Source organism: Pseudomonas sivasensis (genome assembly GCF_052938085.1).
Genome location: NZ_CP176442.1, coordinates 3,300,501 through 3,324,221, shown reverse-complemented (window position 1 = coordinate 3,324,221; position 23,721 = coordinate 3,300,501). Strand labels below are relative to the sequence as shown.

The window sequence follows — 23,721 nt, the reverse complement described above, 5'->3', positions numbered from 1 at the left end:
TGAACGATATGAGTAACTGCTCAGATAGTTACTAAACATAACCTTATCAATTGAACAAGTGCCAGGCCCCTGGTTTTTGCGGCCGATGGGCGAGTGGTCAATGGGCGGCACGTGTCAGGCCCCGGTCCAGAGCCCTCGGCGGTTTATGTCTGCGTCAGCACGTGCAAGCGGCACAGCCTTTGCTCAAGGCCAAATGCGGCGTTTGCACTCGTGCAGGCGATGACAATTACAAGAACCGGGAGTTGCCATGTCAGTGTCTGAAACCACCCACCTGTTACAGCGGGCCCTTGAGTCCGAATGCCTGTTTAACGGCGATTGGATACCCGCTTCGGGATCCGTGAGCCCCGTGATCGAACCCGCCACCGGCGAGCCGCTGCTGCGCTGCGCCATGGCCAGCCCGGCCGATGTCGCCCTGGCCAGTCGCAGCGCGGCCCTGGCCCAACCGGCGTGGGCCGCACTCGGTCCACGGGAGCGCGCCGAGGTGTTTCGCAAGGCGGCCGACGTCGCCGAGCAGTCTTTCGCCGAACTGGCGCTGTACGTCGCGCGGGAAACCGGGGGCGCGCTGTTCAAGGGCGAACACGAAGTGCGCGAGGCGATTGTGCTGCTGCATCAGGCGGCGGGCTTGTTGTCTCAACCCCACGGAGTGGTGCTGCCCAGTGCGGCGGGGCGATTGTCCTATGCTCGGCGCCAGCCCCATGGCGTGGTTGGGGTAATTTCACCGTTCAATTTCCCGCTGATACTGTCACTGCGCTCGGTGGCGCCGGCCTTGGCGGCGGGCAATGCGGTGGTGCTCAAGCCTGACCCGCAGACGCCGGTCAGCGGTGGTTTTCTCATTGCCCGACTCTTCGAAGAAGCAGGCTTGCCCAAGGGCCTGCTGCACGTGTTGCCCGGCGACGCAGCGGCCGGTGAGGCGCTGTGCCGCGATCCCAATGTACGGATGATCGCGTTTACGGGCTCCACGGCGGCGGGGCGCAAAGTCGCCGAGGTGGCCGGTCGGCACCTGAAAAAAGTCGCGCTGGAACTGGGCGGCAAGAACCCATTGATTATTCTCGAAGACGCCAACCTCGACCTGGCCGCAAGCAATGCCGCCTGGGGCGCCTGGCTGCATCAAGGGCAAATCTGTATGGCGACCGGGTTGATTCTGGTCCATGAATCCATCGCCGCCAGCCTGACGCGCAAGTTGGTGGAAAAGGCCCGGGCGCTCACCGTGGGCAACGCCGCCCGGGGTGAGGCCGCGCTCGGCCCATTGATCAATCAACGCCAATTGCAGCGCGTGCACGAGATAGTCAGCGACAGCCTGCAAGCCGGCGCGCGGTTGGAAGCGGGCGGCGAATACGACCGGTTGTTCTACCAGCCCACCGTGCTCAGTGGCGTACGTCCGGGCATGCGCGCCTTTGAGGACGAAGTGTTCGGCCCAGTGGCCACGGTGGTCAGTTTTGCCACGGACGAGGAGGCCATCGAATTGGCCAACCGCACCGAGTACGGGCTTTCGGCGGCGATCATTTCACCCTCGGTGGGGCGCGCCATGGCCATTGGCGAACGACTTGATTGCGGCCTGCTGCACATCAACGACCAGACCGTGGCGGACGAATGCATCAACCCCTTCGGCGGGCGCGGCGCCTCGGGCAATGGCGGCAGTGTGGGTGGGCCGGCCGACTGGGACGAGTACACACAGTGGCAATGGGTCACCGTAAAAAACACGCCGCCGACCTATCCCTTCTGAGCCCCGGCTCGCGCATGCCTATACAACAATAAGAGGGCTTGACCATGAACCTGTACCGCAAAACCTTGATCGTGACCGGCGTGGCGTCGGGCATAGGTGCGGAAGTCGCGCGATTGGCGCGCTTCCAGGGCGCCACGGTGATCGGCGTCGATCGCCATGAACCGCAGTTGACGCTTGATGGCTTTTTCCATGCCGACTTGAGCGATCCCACCAGCATCGATGCGCTGGTGGCGCGCCTGCCGCAGCAGGTCGATGCCCTGTGCAACATTGCCGGCGTGCCCGGTACGGCGCCGATGCAAACGGTGGCCGAGGTCAATTACCTGGGCCTGCGCCATCTGACTCAAGCGCTGCTGCCGCGCATGCCAGCGGGCGGCAGCATCGTCAATGTCGCTTCGGTACTCGGTGCGCAGTGGCCGCAGCGGTTGGCGCTGCACAAAGCGCTGGCGGCGACCGAAAGTTTCAGGGCCGGGCAGCAGTGGCTGGCCGCCAATCCGGTGGAGCAGGGCACCTGTTATCAGTATTTCAAAGAGGCGCTGATCGTCTGGAGCCTGCAGCAATCCCAAGGATGGTTTCGCGATCATTCGGTACGCATCAACTGCGTCGCGCCGGGGCCGGTGTTCACCCCGATTCTGGGGGATTTCGTCAGCATGCTCGGCCCGGAACGGGTGGCCCAGGACAGCCAGCGCATGACGCGTCCCGCCCTGGCCGATGAGGTGGCGTCGGTGATTGCCTTCCTCTGTTCGGACGCTGCGCGATGGATCAATGGGGTCAATCTGCCGGTGGACGGCGGGTTGGCGGCCACCTACGTGTAGGTGCTGCAATCGCGTTAAACCCCGGGGCGGATCCACCGCGCCGGGGGTCTTGAACAACAACAAAAATACAGGACATACAAGATGCTCAAGCCAATCTTGCGGACCGTTGCGGCCTCAACATTTGTCGCACTTTCATCGACTGCACACGCTTACGACCTGCCCGGACTCAACCTGGGCAGCACCAGTTTCTACGATGGCTCGCCAGCGCCTGCCGGACCCGGTTGGTACCTGGAGGAATACCTGACGTACTCGCGCGCCAGCCGCTTCAATGACGCCAACGGCAACAAGCTGGCGCTGCCCAAGCAGGACGTGGAAGTGGTGGCGCCGACCACGCAGATCATCTACGTCGGCCAACCCCTGGCCAATGGTGCGATGCCCGGATTCACCGTGATCAACACGTCCCTGGCCCATGTGGATGTGGACGATGGTTTGAATAACGCGGCACTGAGTTCGCGGGCAGGCTTTGGCGACGTGGTCGTCGGCCCCTTCCTGCAACTGCCGACCCTGAACCGCGCCGATGGCAGCCCGCTGTTGACCCAGCGGGTCGAGTTCGATGTGGCGATCCCGGTAGGTGCCTACGATCGCAAGCGCTCGATCAACCCTGGCAGCAACTTCTGGTCATTCAACCCGTATTACGCGGCGACCTACTGGTTCAACCCGAAGTGGTCGGCGAGCGGGCGCTTCATGTACCTGTGGAATGGCAAGAATGACCAACCATCGGCCAGTTTTGGCGATGTCTCCGACACCCAGGCGGGGCAGGCGTTGCATGCCAACCTGACGTTGCAATACGCAATCGACCAGCAGTTGAGCGTGGGCTTGAATGGCTATTGGTTGAAGCAGATCACAGACACCGAGGTAGAGGGGCATGCGGTGAGCGGTCGGCGGGAAAAGGTCTGGGCCATTGGCCCGGGCCTGGTGTACGCGTTCAACAAGGAGAATGTCCTGTCGGTGAACGCGTACTTTGAGCAGGAGGCGCAGAACCGCACCCAGGGCAATAAGCTGGTGCTTAACTGGCTGCACCAGTTCTAGACGTGGAGGTGCCGGGCAGGTTCAGTGGCGCCGCACGCACCATCACGCTGATGATGGTCAGTGCGGCGATCACCACGCCGGGAGAGGTAGCCAGCAGCACGCCGGCGGTACCGGCGCCTGCCGCAAGGAGTTGCCCGGCCGCCAGTGGCCCGGCCACCGAGCCCAGACGGCCGATGGCCACGGCCGCACCCACGCCGGTGGCGCGCACTGCCGTGGGGTAGGAGGGCGGGGCGCTGGCATACAGCACCAATTGGGCAGCCATCACGAACAACCCGGCAGCGAAACCCGCGACGGCCATGGGCACGATGCCCACCGACAGGCCGACACCGGCCAGCGCCGCCAGCAACCCGGCGTACACAAACAGCACCACTTTGAGCGCGTTGCAACGGTCCAGCAGCACGCCACCGAGCAGTGAACCGAGGGCGCCGCCGATATTGAAGAGCATCTGCACCATGCCCGCCTGGGGTTTGCTGAAACCTTGTTCCAGCAACAATGAAGGCAGCCAGTTAAGCAACATGTACATCACGGTCAGGGTGAAGAAGTAACTGAGCCACAGCGCCAGGGTGGTGCGGGCGCGACCCTCGCCGAACAGCGCCTGGCCCGTGGATGGGCGGGCGCCTGGCGTGTGATCGACCTGTTGGCGATAGGCGTTGGATTCGGGCAGCAGCAGGATCATCAATGGCACTGCCAGCAGCGGCGCCAGGCCGCCGATGATAAAGGTGGTCTGCCAGTGTTCACTGGAAAACATCGCCACCACGGCGGCCAATGCACCCCCCAGCGGTACACCGCAGTACATGACACTGATGGCGGTGCCGCGGTTGCGCTCGCTCACCGCTTCGGCACACAGCGCAATCAGGTTGGGCAACGCGGCGCCCAGGCCCAGGCCGGTGAGAAAACGCACCAGCAACAGGCTTGAATAGCTCTGCACAAATGCCGTGCTCAAGGAGAACAGCCCAAACAGCAGCACTGCGATCACCAGGATTTTCTTGCGGCCGATACGGTCGGCGATCCATCCGCCAAAAAACGCTCCCGGCAGCAGGCCGATGATCCCGACACTGAATACCCAGCCGAGCATTTTCGGGTCAAGGGCAAAACTGTTGCGCAGCCCGGCAGCGGTGGTGCCGGCCGCCTGTAGATCGAAACCCTCGATCAGCGCAACGATAAAACACAAAGCGATCGTCAGCGTCGAACGACGCGATGAACTGTTCATGGGCAAACCTCGTTGTTGTTTTTGTTGTGGTGGCGAGCCTGACCGGCTGCTGGAAATTAAGATAACAAATATAACTATAAAAAGAAGGGTACCGGGCCCCAGTCTAAAATCATGACGCAAGCCGTCTAACGCAGGTGTTTGAGATTAACGTCAGTCGAAAATATGAAAATAGATAGGTTTATTAATGTTCGATTATCGGTCAGTGGCGGTTGACGAAGGGCTCCAGCTGTTTCCATTCTCTGTCCGCGAAGCCCACTGGGCCACGCCTGTGCTACCCCCAAAAACAACAACAAAAAATGGAAATCGAACATGCCAAAACTCCCCACGGACGCCGTCGCGGCGGCCTGCTGTGTGTCGAACAGCACTCCACGCCTGATCAGTGCACTGCTGATGTTCAGCATCCTGCCCACTCCGCTGTGGGCGGCGGGGTTCATCGACGACAGCCACGGCACCCTGACGCTGCGCAATTACTACCTGGACCGTGACTACAAGGACGACGGCGCCAAGACCGCCGCGCGAGAATGGGCCCAGGCGTTCATGCTCAACCTGGAGTCTGGGTACACCCCTGGCGTCGTAGGCTTTGGCCTGGATGTGCGTGGGCTGATGGGGGTCAAACTCGACTCGTCGCCGGACCGCAGCGGCACCGAGCTATTGCCGGTGTCGGCCAGCGACAAGCGTGCCGCCGATGAATACTCACGCCTGGCGCCCACCGCCAAATTGCGGTTTGCACAAACCACGGTGAAGGCCGGTGACGTGTCAATCTTCCTGCCATTCGCCTTCGCCAGCCCGTCCCGCCTGCTGCCCCAGACCTTTCGCGGCACCACCTTGAGCTCCAAGGACATCGACGGGCTGACCCTGAACACGGGCTATATCGACCGTATCAACAAGCGTGATTCCACTGACTACCAGGCTATGACCATCGCATCGCCCAACCGGCGGTTCAATGCGACGGCGACCACCTCACACCTGGCGTATGTCGGCTGGGATTACCAGGTCAATAAAGACCTCAGCCTGCGCGTCTATCACTCCCAAGTGGCGGACCTTTACCAGCAGGACACCCTGGCGTTGCTGCACAACCTGCCGGTGGGCGATGGGGTATTCACCAGCGACCTGCGCAGTTTCTTCAGCCGCGAGGACGGCAGTGCCAAGGCTGGGGACGTGGATAACCGTAACCTCTCGGCGCTATTTGCCTACCGCCTGGGTGGGCACCGCGTCAGCCTGGGTTACATGCATTCCAGCGGCGACACTGCCACGCCCTATATCTCCGGCACGGAGCTGATGGGCATGAGCGAACTGACCATGAGTTCGGATTTTCTCAACGCCAAGGAGCGCACCTGGCAGGCCATTTACGACTATGACTTTGCCGCATCCGGCATGCCGGGCCTGAAGGGCCGGCTGCGTTATGTGCGCGGCGATAACATCGAGTTGGCGGCGTTCAATGCCGAGGACCGCAAGGAGCGCGAGTTCCAGATGGAGTTGGGTTACGTGATCCAAAGCGGCCCGCTGAAGAACGTCGGGCTGATGGCACGCAAGTCGATCTACCGCAACGACTTCCCAGGCGGCGCGGCCTTTCGCGATGAAAACCAGACCCGCTTCCTGGTGCTCTACACCGTGGCGCTGTGGTAGATCGCGGGATCAGTCCTGATACACCTTCTTGAGCAAACGCAGCAGCTCTGCACGTTCCTCGACGTCCAGGGCTGCGGTGGCGTCCAGGTCGCTCTGCGCGGCAATGTCCTTGAGGGACTTGAGCAGGATTTCGCCCGGTTTGCTCAGGAAAATCCCATAAGAGCGCTTGTCGGGTTTGCAGCGCACGCGTACGGCGAGGGCGCGGCTTTCCAGCTTGTTCAGCAACGGCACGACCTGGGGCGGTTCGATTGCCAGGGCGCGGGCGAGGTCGGCCTGCATCAGGCCGGGGTTTTGCTCGATGATCGCCAGGGCCGAGAACTGTGCGGGGCGCAGGTCGTGGTCGGACAGTCGGCCGATCAGGTTCTGGAACAGCTTGAGCTGGGCGCGGCGCATGGCATAACCGATCAGATCGTCCAGGGCTGAATCCAGCGGCGGCTGTACCTCGTCATGGTCGGGCAGGACCTGGCTGGTGGCGATGTTGGAAGGCTTGGCCATTAGCAGTGCAATCCTCAGAAGGTAGCGGTTAACAAGGCTATCTAGTTTGCCGGGGTTGGCGCGCTGTGGCTACGACGGTTTTTCACAGTCGTTAAATATTGGTTATTCGGATTAATAGTTAATTGACATAACTATATTTGCGGTTTAATTTCGAATCATCTTCAAACCCAGAACAAGAGCACACCGCCATGAGCAATTACGAAGGCCGCTGGACCACCGTCAAGGTTGAGATTGAGGAAGGCATCGCGTGGGTCATTCTCAATCGCCCCGAAAAGCGCAATGCCATGAGCCCGACCCTGAACCGGGAAATGATCGACGTGCTGGAAACCCTGGAACAGGATCCCGCCGCCGGTGTGCTGGTGCTGACCGGAGCCGGTGAGGCCTGGACCGCCGGCATGGACCTCAAGGAATACTTCCGCGAAGTGGATGCCGGCCCGGAAATCCTCCAGGAAAAAATCCGCCGCGAAGCCTCCCAATGGCAATGGAAACTGCTGCGCATGTACGCCAAGCCGACCATCGCCATGGTCAACGGCTGGTGCTTCGGCGGCGGCTTCAGCCCTCTGGTAGCGTGCGACTTGGCGATCTGCGCCGACGAAGCCACCTTCGGCCTCTCGGAAATCAACTGGGGCATCCCGCCTGGAAACCTGGTCAGCAAGGCCATGGCCGACACCGTGGGCCATCGCCAATCGCTGTACTACATCATGACCGGCAAGACCTTTGGCGGGCAGAAAGCCGCTGAAATGGGCCTGGTCAACGAAAGCGTGCCGCTGGCGCAACTGCGTGAAGTCACCATTGACCTGGCGCGCAACCTGCTGGAGAAAAACCCGGTGGTGCTGCGTGCCGCCAAGCATGGCTTCAAGCGTTGCCGCGAGCTGACGTGGGAGCAGAACGAGGATTACCTTTACGCCAAGCTCGACCAATCGCGCCTGCTCGACACCGAAGGCGGTCGCGAGCAGGGCATGAAGCAATTCCTCGACGACAAGAGCATCAAGCCTGGTCTGCAGGCGTATAAGCGCTGAAGGATGCGGCCTGCGGGCCGCACCGTTTTACCCTGCTTGAACGTATTCCCGATAAAGACAATAAAGAGGAATCACCATGCTGGACGTGCCCCTGTTGATCGGCGGCCAGTCGTGCCCCGCACGCGACGGTCGAACCTTTGAGCGTCGCAACCCGGTGACCGGTGAAGTGGTCTCGCGGGTCGCCGCTGCCACTCTGGAAGATGCTGACGCCGCCGTGGCCGCTGCCCAAACTGCGTTCCCCGCGTGGGCGGCGCTGGCGCCCAACGAACGCCGTACCCGGCTGCTCAAGGCTGCCGAGCAGTTGCAGGCGCGCAGCGACGAATTTATCGCGGCCGCCGGCGAGACCGGCGCCATGGCCAACTGGTATGGCTTTAACGTGCGCCTGGCGGCCAATATCCTGCGCGAAGCGGCTTCGATGACTACCCAGATCACCGGCGACGTGATCCCTTCCGATGTGCCTGGCAGCTTCGCCATGGCCCTGCGTCAGCCCTGCGGCGTGGTGCTGGGCATCGCGCCGTGGAATGCTCCGGTGATCCTCGCTACACGCGCCATTGCCATGCCGCTCGCCTGCGGCAATACCGTAGTGCTCAAAGCCTCGGAACTGAGCCCGGCAGTGCACCGCCTGATTGGCCAGGTGCTGCAGGACGCCGGCCTGGGCGATGGCGTGGTCAACGTCATCAGCAACGCCCCGGCGGATGCGGCGGCAATTGTCGAACGGCTGATCGCCAACCCGGCGGTGCGTCGGGTCAACTTCACCGGCTCGACCCATGTCGGGCGGATCGTCGGTGAACTCTCGGCCCGTCACCTCAAGCCGGCCTTGCTGGAACTGGGCGGCAAGGCGCCGTTGCTGGTGCTGGACGACGCCGACCTGGACGCCGCCGTATCGGCAGCAGCCTTTGGCGCTTACTTCAACCAAGGGCAGATCTGCATGTCCACCGAGCGCCTGATTGTCGACGCCAAGGTCGCCGATGCCTTTGTCGCCAAGCTGGCGGCCAAGGTCGCGACCCTGCGCGCCGGTGATCCCACGGCGGCGGACTCGGTACTGGGTTCCCTGGTGGACGCCAGCGCCGGTACGCGCATCAAGGCCCTGATCGACGATGCGCTGTGCAAAGGCGCGCGGCTGGTGGCCGGAGGGCAACTGGACGGCAGCATCCTGCAACCGACGCTGATCGATGGCGTTACAGAAGACATGCGTTTGTACCGCGAAGAGTCCTTCGGTCCGGTGGCGGTGCTGTTGCGTGGTGACGGCGACGAAGCCTTGCTGCGCCTCGCCAACGATTCGGAATTCGGCCTGTCGGCGGCGATTTTCAGCCGTGACACCGGCCGTGCCCTGGCCCTGGCACAGCGGGTCGAATCGGGCATTTGCCATATCAACGGCCCGACCGTACACGACGAGGCGCAGATGCCCTTCGGTGGGGTCAAGTCCAGCGGCTACGGCAGTTTTGGCGGCAAGGCGTCCATTGAACACTTCACGCAACTGCGCTGGGTGACCTTGCAGAACGGGCCACGGCACTACCCGATCTGAGCAGGCGCTGCGACATAACAATAACAAGGCGGCGTTGATTCGCCTTGATGGAGGACGTCCTTGTGAGTTCCGAATTCAGACCGCAACCCCAGTCCGCGTCGCGATACCGCGAAGTGTCCATCGGCCACGCACCGGTGCAGGTCACCGAAGAGCGGGGCGTGCTGCATATGCGTTCCCTGGAGCCGTTGGCCGAGTTGCCTGCGCGCTTGCTCGATCGCCTTGTGCATTGGGCCCGGGTGCGCCCCGAGCAGACGTTTATCGCCGCACGCCAGGACGGTGGTGACTGGCGCCGCGTGAGCTACAGGGAGATGCTCGACAGCGTGCGCTCTATTGCCCAAGGCCTGTTGAGTTACGGACTGTCGGCGGACAAGCCGCTGGCATTGTTGTCGGGCAACGATATCGAGCATTTGCAGGTGGCGCTGGGCGCCATGTATGCCGGTATTCCGTATTGCCCGGTATCGCCCGCGTATTCGCTGCTGTCCCAGGATTTCGCCAAGCTGCGGCATGTGTGTGACCTGCTGAAACCGGGGCTGGTGTTCGTCAGCGATGCGGCCGCCTACCAGCGCGCAATCGAGGCCGTGTTGCCCGCCGAAACGCCGTTGATCAGTGTGCGCGGTGAAGTGCCAGGGCGCACTCGGGTGAGCTTCGACAGCCTGCTTAAAACGCCGAGTGGCGCCGAGGCTGAAGCGGCGTTTGACGCCACGGGCCCGGACAGCATTGCCAAGTTCCTCTTCACTTCGGGCTCGACCAAACTGCCCAAGGCCGTGATCACCACTCAACGCATGCTCTGCGCCAACCAGCAAATGCTGTTGCAGACCTTTCCGGTGTTCGGCGAGGAACCGCCGGTGCTGGTGGACTGGCTACCTTGGAATCACACCTTTGGCGGCAGCCACAACGTCGGCATCGTGCTCTATAACGGCGGCACTTTTTACCTCGACGACGGCAAACCCACGGTCCAGGGCTTTGCCGAGACCCTGCGCAACCTCAAGGAAATTTCGCCAACGGCCTACCTGACCGTTCCCAAAGGCTGGGAAGAGCTGGTCAGCGCCCTGGAGCAGGATGCCGAGTTGCGCGAGCGCTTTTTTGCGCGGATGACACTGTTCTTCTTTGCCGCTGCGGGCCTGTCACAGAGCATCTGGGATCGCCTCGATCGCGTGGCCGAGCTGCATTGCGGTGAACGCATCCGCATGATGGCCGGGCTGGGCATGACCGAAGCCGCGCCGTCCTGCACGTTCACCACTGGGCCGTTGTCCATGGCCGGTTATATCGGCTTGCCCGCGCCGGGATGCGAAGTGAGACTGGTGCCGGTGGACGGCAAGTTCGAAGGGCGCTTTCGCGGGCCGCACATCATGCCGGGTTACTGGCGCGCGCCCGAGCAAACCGCCGAGGTGTTCGATGACCAGGGTTTCTACTGTTCCGGAGACGCGATCAAACTCGCCGATCCCCACCAGCCGCAATTGGGGCTGATGTTCGACGGGCGCATTGCCGAAGACTTCAAGCTGTCTTCCGGGGTGTTTGTCAGCGTTGGCCCGTTGCGCAATCGCGCGGTACTGGAAGGCTCGCCCTACGTGCAAGACCTGGTCATTGCCGCGCCGGACCGCGAATGCCTGGGGGCGCTGGTGTTCCCCAGAGCCTACGAATGCCGCCGTTTGGCGGGTTTGAGCGCCGACGCCAGCGACGCCCAGGTATTGGCCAGCGAGCCGGTGCGCCAATGGTTCGGCGATTGGTTGCAACGCCTTAATCGCGACGCCACCGGTAATGCCAGTCGCCTGGAATGGATTGCCGTGCTCGACGAACCCGCGTCCATCGACCGTGGGGAAATCACCGATAAAGGTTCGATCAACCAGCGGGCGGTACTGCAGTGGCGCGCGGCCAAGGTCGAGGCGTTGTATCGCGGTGAAGACCCCACCATCCTGCGCGCCGGGCCCAAGCCTTGAGCGGCGCAGGGCAGTATTCGGCGTTTGCCGACGCGGCGATTTTCGAGGCGGTGCGCACGCCGTGGGTCGACCTCGGTGGTGCGCTGTCCCAGGTCTCGCCCATCGACCTGGGAATCAAGGTCGGCCGTGAAGTGCTGGCCCGGGCGAATATCGATCCGCAGGCGGTGGACAGCGTGTTGGCGGGTTCCATGGCCCAGGCCAGCTTCGATGCCTACTTGCTGCCACGGCATATCGGGTTGTACAGCGGTGTGGCGCAATCAGTCCCGGCGCTGGGGGTGCAGCGCATCTGCGCCACCGGTTTCGAGCTGTTGCGTCAGGCCGCTGAACAACTGCGCGACGAGGTGCAACTGGCCCTGTGCGTGGCGGCTGAATCCATGTCGCGCAATCCGATTGCTGCTTACACCCACCGGGGCGGGTTTCGCCTGGGAGGCGAGGTGCAATTCAAGGATTTTCTGTGGGAGGCACTGTACGACCCGGCTCCCGGCCTGGACATGATCGCCACCGCCGATAACCTGGCGCGCCGTTATGGTCTGAGCCGCGAGGCGGTGGACCGGTATGCCTGTGACAGTCATCAGCGTGCGTTGCAGGCGCAGCGTGAGGGGGCCTGGGCGCAAGAGATCGTCAGCGTCGATAACCAGGTGTTCGAACTTGACGGTTATCAACCCCGACGCCTCACCCTGGCACGTCGCGCCGCTGCGGTGACCGAGGACAGTCACCCACGGTCTACCGACCTTGAGGCACTCGCGCGTTTGCGCGCCGTGCATGCGGACGGGGTGCAGACCGCCGGCAATAGTTGTGCGGTGGTCGATGGTGCGGCGGCCGCGTTGGTGGGACGCGCTTCAGACTGCACGCGCCCGGCCCTGGCCCGGTTGGTGGCCAGCGCGGTGGTCGGCGTGGCCCCCGAATTCATGGGCATCGGCCCGGCACCGGCGATCCGTCTGTTGCTGCACCGCAGCGGGTTGAACCTGAGCGATATCGGCCGTTTCGAGATCAACGAAGCGCAGTCGGCCCAGGTACTCGCTGTGGCCCAGGAGCTGGAGCTGGACAGCACCCGGCTCAACGTCCAGGGCGGCTCCCTTGCGCTGGGGCATCCTTTGGCTGCCAGCGGTCTGCGCCTGGTCATGAGCCTGGCCCGGCAACTGCGTCAGTACAACCTGCGCTACGGCATTGCTGCTGCGTGCGTGGGCGGCGGGCAGGGCATGGCGCTGCTGATCGAGAACCCTGACTGGCGCGCTTGAACACACACGTTTTATTCGATGATGAGGTGTCCCGATGTGGAGCTATGAGGCGCCCCTGCGCGATATGCAATTTGTCCTGGAGCATTGGCTGCAGGCGCCCTCTGCATGGCAGGCCTTGGACCTGTCCCTGGCGATGCAGGTGCTGGAGGAGGCTGCACGCTTCAGTCAGGGCGTGCTGGCGCCGCTGAACAGTCAAGGTGATCGTCAGGGCTGCCGTTGGCAGGCGGGGCAGGTCAGCACCCCGGATGGTTTTGTCGAGGCTTACCAGGCCTATGTGGACGGTGGCTGGCCAGGGCTGGCGTGCGCCGAGGCAGTGGGCGGGCAGGGCTTGCCGCAATTGCTCGACGCGGCGTTGCAAGAAATACTCTACGCCAGCAACCACGCCTGGGCCATGTACACCGGCATCGCCCACGGCGCTTACCTGTGCCTCAAGACCCACGCCGAGCAGTGGTTGCAGGCGCGCTACTTGCCTGAAATCGTCAGCGGCCAGGCCTTGCCCACCATGTGCCTGACCGAGCCCCAGGCCGGCAGCGACGTCGGCTTGCTGCGCTGTCGCGCCGAACCCCAGGCGGATGGCAGTTATCGCCTGAGCGGCAGCAAGCTGTTTATCTCCGGTGGCGAGCACGACCTCACGGCCAACATCCTGCACCTGGTGCTGGCGCGCCTGCCCGATGCGCCGCCCGGCAGTCGCGGTATTTCCCTGTTTCTGGTGCCCAAGCGATTGGACGACGGCCACGTCAATGGCGTGCGCTGTGACGGCCTTGAGCACAAGATGGGCATCAAGGGCAGCGCCACCTGTTCGCTGACGTTCGAAGCTGCCCAGGGCTGGCTGATCGGCGAGGCCAATCGCGGCCTGGCGGCGATGTTTGTGATGATGAATTCGGCGCGCCTGCACGTGGGCCTGCAAGGCCTGGGGCATGCCGAGGCGGCGTGGCAGAACGCCCGCCAATACGCCGCCGAACGTGTGCAGATGCGCGCACCGATCAGGCCTGAAGAAGTGGCGGCCCAGGCGGCCGATCCGATCTGCTATCACCCGGCCATGCGGCGTGTATTGCTGGAGCTGCGCACCACCAGCGAGGGAATGCGCGCTATCGGTTACTGGGCGGCGCACCTGCTGGATCGGGACGACCCATTGGCGCCGTTGCTGACCCCTATCATCAAGGCGTTTTTCACTGAACAGGGCTTCCGCCAGGCCAGCAATGCCTTGCAGGTCTTCGGCGGTTACGGTTACGTCGCCGAGTTCGCCATCGAGCAAACCCTGCGCGACAGTCGCATCGCGATGATCTACGAGGGCAGCAATGAGATCCAGGCCAATGACCTGTTGCTGCGCAAGGTGCTTGGGGATGACGGTCGGGTGTTCGGCCTGCTGCTGGGCGAGTTGCGTGCAGAGGCCGGGCAGGGCAGCGAGTTCGTCGAATGCGCGGCCTTCTCCCGGGCACTTGGCAGCCTATGCGATACCTTGGACACGGTGGTGAGTGCCATCCGTGAACGCTCCCTGGAAGACAGCGAATACCCGTATCGCGCTGCGCCGGATTTCCTCCAGCTGTGTGGCGTTGCGCTGCTGGCCTTTGCCTGGGCGCGGGCGGCACGGGTGTCCAGGGCATTGCCCGAAGGGGATCCGTTGCGCGCCGCCAAGCTGCAAAGCGCGGGGTTCTTTTTTGATTACCTGCCATCAAGGCTGGCCCAGCACTTGGGCGCGATAGACGGGGCGCGGGCGGCACTGGCATTCGTCTGACGGCGGCAGAGGCTTGCGGTACTATGGCGACCCACGTTTTCTGGAAGTTGCCTGGATGAGTAAGCCCGGTCAATTGGTGCTGGTTGCACTGCGCAAGATGATTGCCAGCGGGGAGTTGGCGGCGGGCGAGCGGCTGATGGAAATTCCCACGGCGCAGTTGTTCGGCGTGTCGCGCATGCCCGTGCGCATGGCCTTTCGTACCCTCGAACAAGAAGGACTGCTGGTGCCGTTTGGCGGGCGCGGCTATCAGGTGCGTTCGGTCAGCCCCAGCGACATTGCCGGCGCGGTTGAAGTGCGCGGCGTGCTCGAAGGCCTGGCCGCGCGTCAAACCGCGGAGCTTGGGTTATCCAACGAGGCCCGCGCCGCGCTGGAGCGCTGCCTGGTCGAGGGCGATCAACTGTTCGAAAAGGGCTACGTGACCGAGGATGACCTTGAGGTCTATCACGACCTGAACATGCGCTTTCACCAGGTCATCGTCGAAGGCAGCCACAACCCGGCGATCGCCGACGCCCTGGCGCGCAATGATCACTTGCCGTTCGCCTCGGTGACCGCGCTGGCGGTGGATCGCGAGGACATGGCCCGCGAGTACCGACGCTTCAACTATGCCCACATGCAGCATCACTCGGTCTTCGACGCCCTGGTCAATCGCCAGGGCGCACGGGCCGAAGCCATCATGCGCGAGCATGCCAACGCGACCCTGCGCTATGCCGAGATTTTCAGTTCAGCCACCGCCGACGCGCGCATGAAGGTGATCCTGCCCGCGTCGTAACCCGGTTAGATATCGAGTACCAGCAAGGGCGTTTTCGCCCGCGAACAGCAGGGCGTGAACTGATCATTCAGCGCCTGCTCCTGCTCGGTGAGAAACAGATCGCGGTGCTCCGGTATGCCTTCCAGCACGCGGGTCAGGCAGGTGCCGCAAATCCCCTGCTCGCAGGACACCGCAATCTCGATACCGTGGCTTTCCAGGACCTGGACCACGGTCTTATCGGCGGGAATTTCGAAGACCTGGCCGCTGCTGCCGAGCTTCACCGAAAAGCCGCCGTCGAGGCTGCTGTCCACCGGTGCCGCGCTAAAGTATTCGCGGTGCAGGCAGTCTTCCTGCCAGCCCTGTGCGCGTGCGCTGTCGAGTACATGCTGCATGAACCCGCCAGGGCCGCAGACATACAGGTGTACGTCGCCTGCGGGCGCCGCCAGCACCTCGGCAGCATTCAAGGCTGTGTGCGGCTGCTCATCGAAATGCAGGAACACTTGCTCGGCAAACGGCGACGCCTTGAGCCGCTGCACAAACGCCGCACGCTCGCTGGCGCGGGCGCAGTAATGCAGTTCGAAGTCGGCCCCCGCATGGGCCAGGCGTTCGGCCATGCACAGGATCGGAGTGATGCCGATGCCACCGGCAAACAGCAGGCTGCGACGCGCATCGTGGACCAAGGGAAATAGGTTGCGGGGTTCGCTGATGGTCAGGTGTGCGCCCTCGTGAACCTGCTCGTGCAAGCTGCGCGAGCCACCCCGGGAGGCCGGGTCCTTGAGCACGCCGATCAGGTAGCGATGACGTTCTTCGGGGTGATTGCACAGGGAATATTGCCGGATCACCCCATCGGGCAGGTGCACGTCAATATGCGCGCCGGCACTGAAGGCCGGCAGCGGCTGGCCATCGACACTGGCCAGTTCATAGCTGCAAATGTCCTGGGCTTCGTTGTTACGGGATACCACCACCACATCGATCATGTTCAGTCCTCGCAAAGTTGTCGTGCTGTTCAGGCGGTGGTGGTGGCGATCAGTTGCGGTTCGAGGGCGCGTTCCTTGGCAATCAGTCGCTCCAGGATCTTGCGTGACTGCACGCCACCCGCGTCGATATTCAGCTTGAGCAGATTGCGCTGCGGATGGGCCAGCAGGTTCTGTTGCTGGCGTTCGAGCATTTCCAGGTCTTCGCTGAAAATCTTGCCCTGGCCCTCGCGAATGCTTGCGGTCAGTGCCTCATCGTGGGGGTTGAAGTTGCGCGCCATGCCCCAGAAGTACCAGATCGAGGTCTCGGTTTGCGGGGTGATGAAGTCGACCACAATGCTCGCAGCCTTATGCTCGGGGGCGGCGTTATAGCCACCCTTGCCGGCGTGGGCCACGCCGACCTCGATCAGCACATGGCTGGGCGGGGTGAAGCGGCAGATCTGCCAGCGGTCTACCGGCACATCGTCGGCCAGGTTGTTGCCACGCAGGGCCATGCGCCAGAACGGCGGGGCCATGATGTTTTCCATGTGCCGGGCCGTGACGACCTCATCGCCGTCCACCGTGGTCACGGGCGGCGCTTCGTCGATTTCCTTCTGGCCGATGCTGGAGGCGTGCACGTAGGTTTCGTGGGTCAGGTCCATCAGGTTGTCGATCATCAGGCGGTAGTCGCACTGGATGTCAAACAGCCCGCCGCCATAGGCCCATTGGTCACTCACGGCCCATTCCAAGTGGTGGATCAGCGCCGGGTCGGCCTGGGCCTGATCGCCGGGCCACACCCAAATGAAGCCGTAGCGTTCAACCGCGGCAAAGGTCTTGTTGCACGGAAAGCCGCGTACCCGCTGACCGGGCATTTCCACGGTCTTGCCGTCGCCGCCCATGACCAGCCCGTGGTAGCCGCAGACCAGGTTGCCGTTCTCGACATAACCCAGCGACAGCGGCGCACCGCGATGGGGGCAGAAGTCCTCGACCGCCACCACGGCGCCTTCCTGGCCACGATAAAACACCATTTTTTCGCCGCAGATCTGCCGACCCAGGGGCTTGTGCGCGATTTCATCGGGGGTGCAGGCGACATACCACGTGTTCTTGGGGTACATGATGACTCTCCAGGCAACGGATTATTTTTATTTAATGGATCCATTAAATGGGCCGCTGGATGGGGAGTCAATCTTGTATTGATATTTTGTTGGGCGATTATCGGTCGATATGCTCCAGTGGATCCAATAAAGAGTTTTCAGTAACGAATCATCACTGACTTCAGCTCGGTGTAATCCTCGATAAAGGCGCCGCCAAACTCACGACCCACACCTGAGGATTTGTTGCCGCCAAACGGCACCGCCGGGTCCAGCATCGTGTGCATGTTCACCCACACCGTGCCGGCCTCGATGGCGGGCACCATGCGCAGGGCCTTGCCCAAGTCGTTGGTCCAGAGGCTGGCGCTCAAGCCGTAGGGCGTGTTGTTCATCAAGGCCAGCAGTTCTTCTTCGCTGTCGTACGGCAAGAACGTGGCAATAGGGCCGAAGGTCTCTTCGTTGAGCAGGGTGTCGTTGACGCTGTTGGCGAGGATGATCGTCGGTTCGACGTAACAGCCAGGACGGTCGATCAAGTTGCCACCGTGAATGATGCTGTTGTTTTCGGCGCGGGCTTTGGCGAAGAACTCGCCGAGTTTGAGTTGGTGCTGGCGGTTGGTGACCGGGCCGAATTCGGTGCGCTCATCCAGGGGCGAGCCGATGTTCAGCGCGCTCAGGCGCTGGGCCAGTTTGCCCATGACCGCTTCGATCTGCGAACGGTGCACAAAGAAGCGTTCGGCGGCGGCGCAGATTTGCCCGGAGTGCAAAAAGCCCGCTTCGATGATGCCGTTGACGGCCTTGTCCAGGTCCACATCGCGCAGGAACCCGGCCGAGTTTTTCCCGCCCAGCTCAAGGGTGGCCCGGGTCAGTCCGGCGCCCATGGCACTCTGGCCCACCGCAATCCCGGTCGGCACCGAGCCGGTGAACGACACCTTGTCGGTGCCGGGGTGTTCGATCAGGCCTTTGCCTACGCTGCCGCCGCCGGTCAATACGTTCAGCGCACCGGCGGGAAGGCCAGCGTCAATCGCCAGCTCGGCGATGCGCAGGATGGTCAACGGCGTGAACTCGCTGGGCTTGATGATGATGCTGCAACCGGTTACCAGCGCCGAGGCGAGTTTCCAGATGGCGATCATGGTCGAGAAATTCCACGGCACGATGCCGACCACCACCCCGACCGGCTCGCGCAGGGTGAACGCGGTATAGCGCTCGCCGGCGAAGGAGGGCAGCGATGGGGTGATGGTCTGGCCGCTGATCTTGGTGGCCCATCCAGCGTAATAACGCAAAAAATGCGCGGCCTGGTCGACTTCGAAAGCACGGGAAATCTGGATGATCTTCCCCGACTGGCAGGTTTCGATCTGTGCCAGTTCTTCGCGGTGTTGCTCCAGCAGGTCGGCCAGCTTGAGCAGTACATTGCCGCGCACCGCCGGTGCGACCTGCGACCACTGCTTGAAGCCTTGGCTCGCCGACGCCACGGCTGCGTCGATGTCGGCCGGGTCGGCGTCGGCGACATCGGCGATGACCTGGCCGGTCGCCGGGTTGATCACCTCCAACCGCTGGCTCGAATGGCTCTCGACGTAGCCACCATCGATGAACAACGTATGGTTTCGACGGAGGAAGGCTTCAACCTGGGGCAGCAGTGGAATATCGCTCATGGGTTTTTCCTGGTGGCAGACATTGAAAAGCCCGAGGTTAATTGCAGTGGCCGGAACGGGCTTGACTCTGGCTGCCGAGTGGCATGTCTGTGGCTGCCAACGCCTGTGCGCGACGGATCATTCTAAGCCTTTGAAAAGTACAATCTTGACTCTGGAAGGTGCATGTTCGGCCGGCAAACTGCGCTCCATACTGGCCCTGCATCCGGCGCAACGCCTCGCTTTTTGGGGTTGCCCGGACATCCAATAATAAGCAGGGCCATCCATGAAAAAGCCAAACCCGCTCCTCGAAGACCTCAAGTCCGTCTTGCCGACCATTGCCGCCAATGCCTTTCAGGCCGAGCAGGATCGCAAGGTGCCCGCCGAGAATATTGCGCTGCTCAAAGGCATCGGCCTGCACCGTGCGTTCCAGCCCAAGGCGTTCGGTGGCATGGAGTTGTCGCTGCCACAGTTTGCCGACTGCATCGCGTTGCTCGCCGGAGCCTGCGCCAGCACGGCCTGGGCCATGAGCCTGCTGTGTACGCACAGCCATCAACTGGCACTGTTTTCTGCCCAGTTGCAGCAGGAAGTCTGGGGTTTGGACCCGAATGCCACGGCCAGCAGCAGTATCGCGCCGTTCGGTCGCACCGAAGAGGTCGAGGGTGGCGTGCTGTTCAGCGGTGAGATGGGTTGGAGCAGCGGCTGCGATCACGCCGAATGGGCGATTGTCGGGTTCCGTCGGCCCAATGCCGAGGGCACTCAGGATTACTGCTTTGCGGTGCTGCCGCGCAGTGACTATCAGATCCGCGATGACTGGTTTGCGGCGGGCATGAAAGGCAGCGGCACCAAGACCTTGATCATCGACAAGGCCAGGGTGCCGGAGCACCGCATCCAGAAGGCCAAGGACATGATGGAAGGCAAGTCCGCAGGCTTCGGCTTGTACCCTAACAGCAAGGTGTTCTACTCGCCGTATCGACCCTATTTCGCCAGCGGTTTTTCCACCGTGAGCCTGGGCGTCGCCGAGCGGATGCTGGAAGTGTTCCGCGAGAAGACCAAAACGCGAGTACGCGCCTACACCGGTGCCGCAGTCGGTGCCGCCACCCCGGCGCTGATGCGGCTGGCCGAGTCGACGCACCAGGTGGGCGCCGCGCGAGCGTTCCTGGAAAAGACCTGGGCCGAACACGCCGAGCACAGTGAGCAGCAACGCTACCCAAGCCGCGAAACCCTGGCGTTCTGGCGCACCAACCAAGCCTACGCCACCAAGATGTGCATCCAGGCGGTGGACCGCCTGTTCGAAGCCGCTGGCGGCAATGCCTGGTTTGAACATAACGAGATGCAGCGCCTGTTCCGCGATTCGCACATGACCGGCGCCCATGCCTACACCGACTACGACGTCTGTGCGCAGATCCTCGGGCGTGAGCTGATGGGCCTGGAGCCCGATCCGAGCATGATCTGAACCCGTTTTTGAAAACAACAATAGGGGCTGCGCATGCCGCAGTCCGGGAGTCTTGCATGTCTGAATCGACCTTCGACCCACGGGCCTTTCGCCGCGCCCTGGGCAACTTCGCCACGGGCGTCACCGTGGTCACCGCCGCTGACGCCTGCGGGCGCAAGGTGGGCGTTACCGCCAACAGCTTTAATTCGGTGTCCCTTGATCCACCGCTGGTGCTGTGGAGCATCGACAAACGCTCCAACAGCCATGAGGTGTTCGAGCAGGCCAGCCATTTCGCCGTCAACGTGCTGGCGGCGGACCAGATCGACCTGTCGAACAATTTTGCGCGGCCCAAGGACGATCGCTTCGCTGAGATCGAATACGAACCGGGAGAGGGTGGCGCGCCAGTATTTGCCGATTGTGCGGCGCGCTTTCACTGCGAGAACTACCAACAAGTGGACGGCGGCGATCACTGGATCATGATCGGCAAGGTGGTGGCCTTCGACGATTTTGGCCGTGCGCCGCTGCTCTACCATCAGGGCGCCTATTCCATGGTCTTGCCCCATACCCGCATGACCAAACGTGACGAAAGCCAGCCGCCGAGCAGCCATTTCCAGGGGCGCCTGCGCCACAACCTCTACTACTTGATGACCCAGGCGGTGCGCGCCTACCAATCCAGCTATCAACCCCGACAGCTGTCCACCGGCCTGCGCACCAACGAGGCGCGGATGTTGATGGTGCTGGAGAACGACGCCCGCCTGAGCCCCGGCGACCTGCTGCGGGAAGTCGCGATGCCGGTGCGGGAGATCGACGACGCGGTGGCCAACCTCGAGCGCAAGGGGTTGGTGGATGATGATGAGCAGGGCGTGCATCTGACCGCTGCCGGTGTCGAGCAAACCGAAGATCTGTGGGCGATTGCACGGGAGCAGCAGGAAAAGGTGTTTGCCGAGTTCAGCCAAGCTCAGGTCGAAACGTTCAAGGCCGTGCTTAAGCAGTTGATCAGCCAATGCTGATGGGCGGGTGAGTGTAAGCCGATCTGAAATGTTGCAGGGCTGGCGCTATAGGTGGTGAGCCGTTCACCGAGCGGGCAGACGCAGTCGGTCAAATGTGGGAGGGGGCTTACCCCCGATGGCAGTGTGTCAGTCACTGATGTGATGGCTGATCCACCGCTATCGGGGGCAAGCCCCCTCCCGCATTTTGTGGGTGTTACACCTGATCAATTTGAGTTATCTGTTTACTTTGCCCGTGGCAGGCAGCAACAAAAGTGACGGCAGACATGGGCAAGACGCTCGATAGGTCATGGGCGCACAGTGATTTCGCTCGATGCCGTTTTGATCAGGGACTGGTTGGGGAGGGCGTTATCGCCGGCTCCCTGTAGGGCTCGATGCATCCACTAAGAAATCCGCTTTCGAGGATCCGCACCATGTCGATCAATGACCGGCTCACGCAGCATTTGAAACGAGGCAGCGTCGGCTTTCCAACCGCGCTGGCCAGCACCATTGGCCTGATCATGGCCAGCCCGGTGATTCTTACCGCGACCATGGGTTTCGGGATCGGCGGCAGCGCCTTCGCGGTGGCCATGCTGATCGCAGTGGTGATGATGCTGGCCCAGGCGACTACCTTTGCCGAGGCGGCTTCGATCCTGCCGACCACCGGTTCGGTCTACGACTACATCAATTGCGGCATGGGTCGATTCTTCGCTATCACCGGCACTTTGTCGGCGTACCTGATCGTGCACGTGTTCGCGGGCACGGCCGAGACCATTCTGTCCGGGGTCATGGCCCTGGTGAACTTCGAGCACCTCAATACCCTGGCGGAGTCGGCCGGCGGTTCCTGGTTGCTGGGGGTCGGGTTCGTGGTGGTGTTCGGCATTCTCAATGCTTTCGGCGTCAGTGCTTTTGGCCGGGCCGAGATCATCCTGACCTTCGGCATGTGGACCACGCTGATGGTGTTTGGCGTGATGGGCCTGATCGCCGCACCGGCGGTGCAGCTGGAGGGCTGGTTTGGTGTGTCGCTGGTGGGCACTGACCTGATCACCATTCTGTCGCTGGTGGGCATGGCCATGTTCATGTTCGTCGGTTGCGAGTTCGTCACCCCGTTGGCCCCGGATTTGCGCAACTCGGCCAAGGTCATGCCCAAGGCGATGATTCTTGGATTGCTGAGCGTGGCAACCTGCATGTTTATCTATGGCGCGGCGATGAAGCGCCAGGTCGAAAACGTGCTGCTGGACGCCGCGTCGGGCGTGCACCTGCTCGACACGCCGATGGCGATTCCCAAGTTTGCCGAGCAGGTCATGGGCCAGGTAGGCCCGCTGTGGCTGGGGATCGGTTTTCTGTTCGCGGGCGCCGCCACCATTAACACGTTGATGGCCGGTGTACCGCGGATTCTCTATGGCATGGCGGTGGACGGTGCGTTGCCCAAGGTGTTCACCTACTTGCACCCGCGCTTCAAGACGCCGCTGCTGTGCATCCTCGTGGCGATGCTGATCCCGTGCCTGTATGCCCTGTGGCTGGGTGGCAACACCGATAACATCATGCACCTGGTGCTGGCGGCGGTGTGTGCGTGGAGTTTCTCCTACCTGCTGGTGACACTGTCGGTGGTGATCCTGCGGATTCGTCGCCCTGATCTGCCACGTGCCTATCGCTCGCCGTTTTTCCCGTTGCCGCAGATCCTGTCCAGCGTCGGCATCTTGCTGGGCATGTGGTTCATCACCCCACCGGGCATGAACCCCGCCGATATTTATGTGCCGTTTGGCGTGATGCTTGGGATCACCGCGAGCTATGCGCTGTTCTGGACACTGGTGGTGCAGAAGGTCAATCCATTCAAGCCAGCGTCGGTAGAAGACGTGCTGGCCAAGGAGTTTTCCCATGAGCCTGGCAACCCTCACCCTGGGTATATCGAGCATGTTGCAAAAGCTGTCTGAGCTGTTCAGTGCCAAACGGGCCCCGGCCGGTTATCGTCCCGGCGTCACGCTTGAGTACCTGCGACGCAACCTTGGCTTGGCGAGTTTTACCTCGACGGGGCCGACAAGCGCAGTGTTCGGTTTGGGCGATAGCGACGTGCAGGTGGCGGTTGGCGAGCGCACCGAATCGCAGTTGCTGATGCACTTGGTCATGACCGAATTCATGGTCAACGTGCCCGCCTCAGAGCAGGGCAATGCACGCTTCGAGCTGCACCACCGCGGGTCGATTCGGCGCACGGGGCTGGCATGTCGGCAACGCGCTGGTACGCCGAGCTTGCTGTCCAGGCTTGAGGCTGCGTTGACGCAGGATCAAACCCTGCATCAAGCGTTGATGGCGCTCGACTTCAAGCGCCTGTGCATCGCACTGGACGGCCAGCAGTGGCACGTTCGGCTTGAACATATGGGCGGCAGCGAAGTGGTCAACCGCATGCCCGCGTTTCGTCGCTACATCGCCTTGAGCGGCGCGCAACGAGGGGCTTTGTTCGATGTTCTAGCGGGGTTACACCGGGTGCTGGGCGCGCTCTGATTTTTGGCGACTTGGCATCATTACTGCTTCCACAG

The 23,721-nt window shown here is 62.5% G+C and carries 19 protein-coding genes; 14 read left to right on the top strand and 5 right to left on the bottom strand.

The genetic code is table 11. The features are described from left to right. Positions 1-247: 247 nt before the first annotated feature. From ACKZ62_RS15360 to ACKZ62_RS15350, 3 genes are all read left to right on the top strand, one after another. A complete protein-coding gene (locus ACKZ62_RS15360; protein WP_122753237.1) occupies positions 248-1,723 on the top strand; it encodes a benzaldehyde dehydrogenase in 1,476 nt (491 codons plus the stop codon). 44 nt (positions 1,724-1,767) lie between these two features. Beyond that, a complete protein-coding gene (locus ACKZ62_RS15355) occupies positions 1,768-2,535 on the top strand; it encodes a coniferyl-alcohol dehydrogenase (protein ID WP_122757262.1) in 768 nt (255 codons plus the stop codon). Positions 2,536-2,616: 81 nt separating this feature from the next. After that, positions 2,617-3,564, top strand: coding sequence for a SphA family protein (locus ACKZ62_RS15350; RefSeq protein WP_095184860.1), 948 nt, complete (start codon positions 2,617-2,619; stop codon positions 3,562-3,564). Here the strand turns inward: ACKZ62_RS15350 and mhpT are convergent. Continuing rightward, complete coding sequence (mhpT, locus tag ACKZ62_RS15345) at positions 3,542-4,774, bottom strand: 3-(3-hydroxy-phenyl)propionate transporter MhpT (RefSeq protein ID WP_338104104.1); 1,233 nt, start codon at positions 4,772-4,774, stop codon at positions 3,542-3,544. The genes ACKZ62_RS15350 and mhpT overlap by 23 nt on opposite strands. Before the next feature lie 309 nt (positions 4,775-5,083). On the opposite strand from mhpT, the gene ACKZ62_RS15340 reads away from it, so the two are divergent. Continuing rightward, positions 5,084-6,400 carry an OprD family porin gene (locus ACKZ62_RS15340; protein ID WP_447095480.1) on the top strand — a complete coding sequence of 439 codons (1,317 nt, stop codon included), beginning with the start codon at positions 5,084-5,086 and terminating at the stop codon, positions 6,398-6,400. A 9-nt stretch (positions 6,401-6,409) separates the two neighbouring features. Here the strand turns inward: ACKZ62_RS15340 and ACKZ62_RS15335 are convergent, their stop codons facing one another. Next, a complete protein-coding gene (locus tag ACKZ62_RS15335; protein WP_447095479.1) occupies positions 6,410-6,895 on the bottom strand; it encodes a MarR family winged helix-turn-helix transcriptional regulator in 486 nt (161 codons plus the stop codon). A 188-nt stretch (positions 6,896-7,083) separates the two neighbouring features. Here ACKZ62_RS15335 and ACKZ62_RS15330 point away from each other — a divergent pair, with 188 nt between their 5' ends. From ACKZ62_RS15330 to ACKZ62_RS15305, 6 genes are all read left to right on the top strand, one after another. Continuing rightward, on the top strand, positions 7,084-7,914 hold the full coding sequence (locus tag ACKZ62_RS15330) for a p-hydroxycinnamoyl CoA hydratase/lyase (RefSeq protein WP_032891354.1): 831 nt from the start codon (positions 7,084-7,086) through the stop codon (positions 7,912-7,914). Positions 7,915-7,990: 76 nt separating this feature from the next. Continuing rightward, entirely contained in the window at positions 7,991-9,439 is a 1,449-nt protein-coding gene (locus tag ACKZ62_RS15325) for an aldehyde dehydrogenase (RefSeq protein ID WP_447095478.1), read from the top strand. Positions 9,440-9,501: 62 nt separating this feature from the next. Next, positions 9,502-11,376 carry a feruloyl-CoA synthase gene (locus tag ACKZ62_RS15320; RefSeq protein WP_447095477.1) on the top strand — a complete coding sequence of 625 codons (1,875 nt, stop codon included), beginning with the start codon at positions 9,502-9,504 and terminating at the stop codon, positions 11,374-11,376. Continuing rightward, entirely contained in the window at positions 11,373-12,614 is a 1,242-nt protein-coding gene (locus ACKZ62_RS15315; RefSeq protein ID WP_447095476.1) for a thiolase family protein, read from the top strand. The genes ACKZ62_RS15320 and ACKZ62_RS15315 overlap by 4 nt, the downstream gene beginning before the upstream one ends. Positions 12,615-12,648: 34 nt before the next feature. After that, positions 12,649-14,349 (top strand): acyl-CoA dehydrogenase family protein, encoded by a 1,701-nt coding sequence (locus ACKZ62_RS15310; RefSeq protein ID WP_447095475.1) that lies wholly within the window; start codon positions 12,649-12,651, stop codon positions 14,347-14,349. A 55-nt stretch (positions 14,350-14,404) separates the two neighbouring features. Beyond that, positions 14,405-15,118, top strand: a complete 714-nt coding sequence (locus tag ACKZ62_RS15305; RefSeq protein WP_095184855.1) for a GntR family transcriptional regulator — start codon at positions 14,405-14,407, stop codon at positions 15,116-15,118. A gap of 5 nt (positions 15,119-15,123) precedes the next feature. Here the strand turns inward: ACKZ62_RS15305 and ACKZ62_RS15300 are convergent, their stop codons facing one another. The 3 genes from ACKZ62_RS15300 to ACKZ62_RS15290 form a co-directional block, all read right to left on the bottom strand. Further along, a complete protein-coding gene (locus tag ACKZ62_RS15300; RefSeq protein WP_447095474.1) occupies positions 15,124-16,074 on the bottom strand; it encodes a PDR/VanB family oxidoreductase in 951 nt (316 codons plus the stop codon). Positions 16,075-16,103: 29 nt separating this feature from the next. Beyond that, positions 16,104-17,165, bottom strand: a complete 1,062-nt coding sequence (locus ACKZ62_RS15295; protein WP_027603468.1) for a Rieske 2Fe-2S domain-containing protein — start codon at positions 17,163-17,165, stop codon at positions 16,104-16,106. A 137-nt stretch (positions 17,166-17,302) separates the two neighbouring features. Next, positions 17,303-18,790, bottom strand: a complete 1,488-nt coding sequence (locus ACKZ62_RS15290) for an aldehyde dehydrogenase family protein (protein WP_447095473.1) — start codon at positions 18,788-18,790, stop codon at positions 17,303-17,305. Between the two features lie 262 nt (positions 18,791-19,052). Between ACKZ62_RS15290 and ACKZ62_RS15285 the strand changes: the two genes are divergently transcribed. From ACKZ62_RS15285 to ACKZ62_RS15270, 4 genes are all read left to right on the top strand, one after another. Further along, positions 19,053-20,222 (top strand): p-hydroxyphenylacetate 3-hydroxylase oxygenase component, encoded by a 1,170-nt coding sequence (locus ACKZ62_RS15285; protein WP_447095472.1) that lies wholly within the window; start codon positions 19,053-19,055, stop codon positions 20,220-20,222. A gap of 56 nt (positions 20,223-20,278) precedes the next feature. After that, positions 20,279-21,211, top strand: coding sequence for a p-hydroxyphenylacetate 3-hydroxylase reductase component (locus ACKZ62_RS15280; protein ID WP_447095471.1), 933 nt, complete (start codon positions 20,279-20,281; stop codon positions 21,209-21,211). 410 nt (positions 21,212-21,621) lie between these two features. Next, the gene (locus ACKZ62_RS15275; protein ID WP_401379552.1) at positions 21,622-23,121 is read left to right on the top strand and encodes an APC family permease; all 1,500 of its coding nucleotides are present in this window, start codon (positions 21,622-21,624) and stop codon (positions 23,119-23,121) included. Further along, positions 23,066-23,686: a DUF3156 family protein gene (locus ACKZ62_RS15270; protein ID WP_447095470.1), complete on the top strand. Its 621-nt coding sequence runs from the start codon at positions 23,066-23,068 to the stop codon at positions 23,684-23,686. The genes ACKZ62_RS15275 and ACKZ62_RS15270 overlap by 56 nt, the downstream gene beginning before the upstream one ends. Positions 23,687-23,721 lie beyond the last annotated feature (35 nt).